Annotated in this window: 4 protein-coding genes; 1 reads left to right on the forward strand and 3 read right to left on the reverse strand. The window is 48.7% G+C overall.

The genetic code is table 11. From position 1 onward, the window contains the following. From recA to Q1M25_RS07395, 3 genes are all read right to left on the reverse strand, one after another. Positions 1–1,029 (reverse strand): recombinase RecA (gene recA / locus Q1M25_RS07385; RefSeq protein WP_300483459.1); only part of this gene is annotated, 1,029 nt, incomplete at its 3' end. 147 nt (positions 1,030–1,176) lie between these two features. Next, the gene (gene aroA, locus Q1M25_RS07390) at positions 1,177–2,469 is read right to left on the reverse strand and encodes a 3-phosphoshikimate 1-carboxyvinyltransferase (RefSeq protein ID WP_300483462.1); all 1,293 of its coding nucleotides are present in this window, start codon (positions 2,467–2,469) and stop codon (positions 1,177–1,179) included. Positions 2,470–2,607: 138 nt separating this feature from the next. Continuing rightward, positions 2,608–5,172: a glycoside hydrolase family 66 protein gene (locus Q1M25_RS07395; protein WP_300483465.1), complete on the reverse strand. Its 2,565-nt coding sequence runs from the start codon at positions 5,170–5,172 to the stop codon at positions 2,608–2,610. Between the two features lie 319 nt (positions 5,173–5,491). Between Q1M25_RS07395 and Q1M25_RS07400 the strand changes: the two genes are divergently transcribed. After that, positions 5,492–6,153, forward strand: a 662-nt coding sequence (locus Q1M25_RS07400) for a bifunctional precorrin-2 dehydrogenase/sirohydrochlorin ferrochelatase (protein WP_300483467.1), incomplete at its 3' end; no start/stop codon positions are given.

Consider the following 6,153-nt stretch of genomic DNA (forward strand, 5'->3'; position numbering starts at 1 on the left):
GCCGTCGGTATCGTCCAATTTGCCTTCGGTAATATCGACATTGATACCGACTGCCGCACGGATTTTGGCATCGATTTCGTTGGCAATATCAGGGTTTTCTTTCAGCCAAACGCGTACATTGTCTTTACCTTGGCCGATTTTTGCGCCGTTGTAGCTGTACCATGCACCGGATTTCTCAACGATGTCATGTTTGACGCCCAAGTCGATCAATTCGCCTTCCCAGCTTATGCCTTCGCCGTAAAGAATATCGAATTCGGCTTGACGGAATGGAGGCGCAACTTTGTTTTTGATGACTTTGACTTTGGTTTCATTACCAATGACGTCATCGCCTTTTTTAATCTGACCGGTACGGCGGATGTCGAGGCGGACGGAGGCATAGAATTTGAGCGCGTTACCGCCGGTCGTGGTTTCAGGGCTGCCGAACATCACGCCGATTTTCATACGGATTTGGTTAATGAAAACAACCAATGTATTGGTGCGTTTGATGTGGCCGGTCAGTTTGCGCAGGGCTTGGCTCATCAGGCGGGCTTGCAGGCCGACGTGGCTGTCGCCCATTTCGCCTTCGATCTCGGCTTTAGGCACAAGTGCCGCTACGGAGTCGACAACGACCATATCGATACCTCCTGAGCGTACCAATGTATCGCAGATTTCCAATGCCTGTTCGCCGGTATCCGGTTGGGAGAGATAGAGTTCTTCGACTTTTACGCCGAGTTTGCGGGCGTAAATCGGGTCAAAAGCATGCTCGGCATCGATGAATGCGCAGATGCCGCCATTTTTTTGGCATTGGGCAATGGCTTCGAGACAAAGTGTGGTTTTACCGGAGGATTCCGGGCCGAAAATTTCAACCACGCGGCCGCGGGGCAAACCGCCAACGCCGAGCGCCAAGTCCACGCCGAGGGAGCCGGTGGAAATAACATCAAGGTTTTCTTCCTGTTGGCTGCCGTCCATTTTCATGATGGAGCCTTTGCCGAAGTTTTTTTCGATTTGGGCAAGGGCAGCGGCTAAGGCTTTGCTTTTTTCGTCTGACATGTTTTCTCTCCGAAAGGAAATATGAATTGCTAAGAATTTATTTAGCTATTATCGCATAAATTAAGAAAAAGTATAGTTTTATTTTTATTTTTCAGACGGTCTGTGTTTTTTGTATACAACAGGCCGTCTGAAAATTTGAATAATCAATTAGTTGGTCAATGATGCAAAAACTTGGAAATAGTCGGGGAAAGTTTTATGCGTGCATCTCGGGTCGTTGATGATGACGGGGACGCCCAAAAGCGAAGCCAGCGAGAAACACATGGCCATGCGGTGGTCGTCGTAAGTATCGATGACGGCATCGGGGATAAGTGTTTCGGGCGGCGTAATATGAATGGCTTCGGCTTCTTCAACGACTTCTGCACCCAGTTTGCGCAGCTCGGTTGCCATGGCGGCGATACGGTCGGTTTCTTTGACGCGCCATGAGCCGATATTGCGCAGGGTGCAGGGTTGTTTGGTGGCCAGTGCGATAATAGCCAGAGTCATGGCCGCGTCTGGAATATGGTTGGCATCCAAATCAAAAGCCTGAATCTTGCGTTCGGCAGGACGGGAAATTTCAACAAAATTTTCGCCCCAAATCACATCCGCACCGATTTTCTCCAATTCACGCGCAAAGGCAACGTCGCCTTGGATGCTGTGTGCGCCGATACCGGTTACGCGGATGGGTGTGCCGGTAATTAGGCCTGCGCCCAAGAAATAAGACGCGCTGGATGCATCGCCTTCTACATATAAATGTTCGGGCGCATGATATTTGGCACCGGCCGGGATGTTAAATACACGGTAGTCTTCATTGATGATGTCCACACCGAACTGCGCCATCAGCTTGAGCGTGATGTCGATATAAGGTTTGGAAATCAACTCGCCTACCATGTGGATTTCAAATGCTTGTCCGGTCAGGGGCAAAGCCATCAGCAGGGCGGTCAGGAATTGGCTGGAAACATTGCCTTTAATCGGAATAACGCGCTCGCCGTTGTCTTGGCGTTTGCCGATCTGAAGCGGAGGATAGTTTTCATTGCCCAGATATTGTACGTCCGCGCCTGCAATGCGCAATGCGTCCACCAAATCGCCAATAGGGCGTTCGTGCATACGCGGCACACCATGAAGATGATAGTCGCCACCCAAAACGGCAAGCGCGGCAGTCAAGGGGCGGAATGCCGTACCGGCGTTGCCTAAAAACAAATCGGCGGTTTGGTTGGGAAAGCGGCCGCCGGTGCCATGAACTTTCAGACGGCCTTCAGGTAAAGATTCAATTTGCACGCCGAGTTTGTCGAGTGCTTCAAGCATTCGGTCGGTATCGTCGGATTTGAGCAAAGAATGGATTTCGCAAACGTTGTCGGAGAGTGCCGCCAAGAGTAGCGTGCGGTTGCTGATGCTTTTGGAGCCGGGCAGGGCAACGGTGGAGGGCTTGAGTGTGGAAGCGGGCAGGCGGATGGATTCGGTCATTGGTTAGGATTTCAAATTGTAGACAAAACGATATTATACGCAGGCAAAGGCCGTCTGAAAAATGGAAGTGGCGTTGTGGGTAAGAAAAGCCGGACTCTTTTTGAAAGTCCGGCTTTGGGATGCTCGATATTTTAATGGTTAACCTAAAATATGCATTAACTGGTCAATGTTGAACGTACCTTCGTCAAAGCGGAATTCGCTGACTGAGAGAATTTTTTTACCTTGGGCGTCGGTATGGATGTCAGTATATTGGTGGTCGATGGTGATGAGGTCATTGTAATTGTTTTCGCCACGAATGGTGATGTTCCAAGTCGTGCCGTCCTTTTCGTTGACTGTTTCGAGTGACAGATCCGAGAGGGAGACGCCTGCGCCGAATTGGATGGCGTTTGTGCCGTGATGGTCGAAAATGGTGTCATGACCTTCGCCGCGATTGAATACATAGGTATCGTTACCGGCTTCGCCGCGTAATATATTGTCTCCTAAGCCGCCGAACAGTGTGTCGTTGCCTGCGCCGCCGTGAAGGATGTCGTTACCTGCTTCGCCCAACATAGTATCGTTACCGGCGCCGCCATACAGCGTGTCATTGTCTAAACCGCCGTTCAGATGGTCATTGCCACCGCCTCCGTAGAGAATATCGCTGCCGGCATCGCCGTTGATGACGTCGCCGCCGGTGCCACCGGACAATTTGTCATTGCCGCTGCCGCCGTGAATCTCATCATTGCCCCGGTTGCCGTAGATGATGTCTTCGCTTTCAGTACCTTTGATATGGTCGTCGGTGTGGGTGCCGTTGAATGTGGTTTTGTCGTCGGCAAAGGTTTGGCTGACGCTTGCCTGCCCTAAATTGCTGACATAAAGCATATCCCAGACATCCAGGCTTGGTACGGTGACTTCCAGTGCCACCGGTTTGCCGTTTTCATAGATGACGGAAGATTCCAATGTGTGCATGGATATATCATCTGAGTCGGGGGAAGCCAGTTGTACGATGGCTTGCTCGGCCTGTTCTGCGCTGATTTCCATATCAAACGGGATTCTGACTTTAGGGTTGTCGAGTTTCAGCGTGTGGTGGTTGGAGCTGTTCCAATTAGTGTCTTTGTCGAGGCCTGCGAGATTGATTAATTGGACAACTCGGCCGCCGTCTGCGGTGGCTTTTGTCCATGTATAAACTTTGCCTCCTTCGCCTGAGGTGGAAGTCATATAGTAGCCGTCAGATGCTACGATGAAGGCATGACTGTCTTTGAGTTCAACCAAGCCTTCGCCGCGAAGCAGCTCCTCATAGGCGGTAATGAATTGTTGATAGTTGAATTCTGATTTGGCCAGGGTTTCGTTGGTTATGAGCGTTTGAGCAGGATAGTATGGATCTTGCAAAATACCAAAACCATGTGCGTTTTTATCCGGGAGGTTGTTTAATGCGGCAACAGTCATGTGGTAGCCGCCACTCGCTGCGATAACGGCATCGACCAGCAATTCGTTGTCCGGATTGAGTTCGGAAGAATGATCTTCCGGGTGGGTATCTTTTTGAGTATAGGCGGCAATAATCGGGGAAACGCGATTGTAATCGTACAGACGGCCTACCAAGCGTTTAAGCTCGGCATAGTTGTGGTTTTCATAATGGGTATTTCCGGCTATATCTTTAAAATCGCGCGGCCAGATTTCTGAGTAAGGAACATCCATGCCGGTGGTGGATAAGACATCGGCCCTGCCTGTGCTGATGTCGTTGATCATATAAGTTTGACCGTAATCGTGTAGTTTTTCCGCAGCCGCGGCTGACAAATCGTCATAACCGTCAGACATTCTGAAGTTTTCAGTCTTTTGGCCATTTTGTATTTTGTAAACAAGGTTATCACCCATGGTATCGGCCTGCCAGCCGTCAAAGCCGCCTATTTTCAGGGCTTTGATCATGGTGTTGACGATATAGTTTTGCCAGCTTTTGTCGGCAGGATCGACGAATTGTTGTACGGATGTTTTGGTCTCTGCACCGGCTCTGCCGAAGTTAGAATGCTCTTGGGCGTTGTAGAGTTTGGCATTATTTAAAATGTCTTTGATGGTCGAGTTATCGAGTTCGTCATTGGAGGCGGCGTTAAGCATATTGTAGAGCATGGCACTGCCGCCTTTGTCATGAATTTTGTTCACGAGGTTTTTAATCAGCAGGGTATCGATTTGGGGAGGGTTTGGTTGGCCGTTTCTGACAGCCCAAGTCGCCCATTCTTGCTTGAAGCTGTTTACGTTTGGAAATGGATTGGAGGTTGTGTCGTACACATCATAGAAGAAATAATTGTTGATGTGCATTTGTGCCAGCTGATCGATATTGTTTTGATAGCCTTCGAGCTGGTCATTGGTCATGGAGTTGTTTTGTTCTGCCGAATTATCGTTAGATCCCGCCACTACGCCATAGCGGGGGAAAACGGTCCAGTCGTCTTCGACAGACAATCCCAGTGTTTTGCTGGTGTGGTTGCCGGTGTTGTCAACGGTTTCTACTTTGACGACGTAGCCTGAATTGGGTGAAAAAATATTGGAAGAGAGTTTGACGGAGGTTGAGTTCAGATGATCCAATTTTTGGATTTCCGTACCCAAATGGCTGACGGTGACAGAGGTGATTTTGTCTGTCGCATTGGAGATGTTCAGAATAACATCATCGCCGTTGGTATAGGCTGCCTTGTTAAAGAGAATAGTCGGTAAAGAGGCTGTTTTTGCTTCAGTTATCATGCTGTATATTCGCTTCTAAATATTATATTTTGAAATTGCCTTAACAAATTAATATCACTTAAGTTGTTGATATGAATAATTGTTAAGACTTTTTAGTAGGAAGAGCAGAAAATAAGTTCCCCGTTTGATAGCAAATATCTAAAATAATTCGGTTTGTGATTGAAATTCAAAAATGCTGTCTGAATGTTTTGTTATTCAAAAGACGGTTTTTGCAGGCATATAACCAAACACCATAAGAAAATCAGAAACCATTCTTTCCTATTTTTTCAGACAGCCTTTAATATCGGCGGACAATCATTGATAAAGCAAGAACACAACCATGAGCCATTATCCTTTGTTTGCCGATTTGAAAAACCGCCCTATTTTACTGGCAGGTGCGGGCAAGGTTGCCGAGCGCAAGGCGGAAAGCCTGTTGTCTGCCGGAGCGCGCGTGCGCGTTGTTGCGGAAACTTTGAATCCTCAGTTTCAGCAATGGGCGGATGAAGGGAAAATAGTTTGGCTGGGCGGCTTGTTTGAAGAAGCCATGCTGGACGAGGTGTATTTCGTTATTGCGGCGACGGATAATGGCATGTTTAACCGCCGTGTTTTTGAAGCAGCGGAACGACGGGCGAAATTGTGCAATACGGTGGATACGGCAGATTTGTGTTCGTTTATTGTGCCTGCCGTGGTGGATAGGGGGTCGTTGAAGATAGCCATATCCAGCGGCGGTACTGCGCCTGTATTGGCGCGGAAATGGCGGCAAATTATTGAAACATTGATTCCGCTGCATACGGGCACGATGGCGAGTATTGCCGGGCAATGGCGTGAAAAGGTTAAACAGACGATTCATCATGTCGAACGACGCCGTTATTTTTGGGAAAAGTTATTCGACAGCCGTTTCAGTATTTTTGCGGCTCAAAACAATATCGGGGCGGCAGAACGTGAATTGATCACGCAGTTAAACCGGGAAACGCCGTTTGGCGGCGAAGTGGTTTTGGTGGG

Origin of the sequence: uncultured Neisseria sp. (genome assembly GCF_951230505.1) — a bacterium.
In the GTDB taxonomy this organism is placed as follows: Bacteria; Pseudomonadota; Gammaproteobacteria; order Burkholderiales; family Neisseriaceae; genus Neisseria.

What these genes read in the sequence shown, in the direction of transcription:
- aroA (WP_300483462.1), bottom strand. Translation starts at nt 2,469, where the DNA reads ATGACCGAATCCATCCGCCTGCCCGCTTCCACACTCAAGCCCTCCACC.
- Q1M25_RS07395 (WP_300483465.1), bottom strand. Translation starts at nt 5,172, where the DNA reads ATGATAACTGAAGCAAAAACAGCCTCTTTACCGACTATTCTCTTTAAC.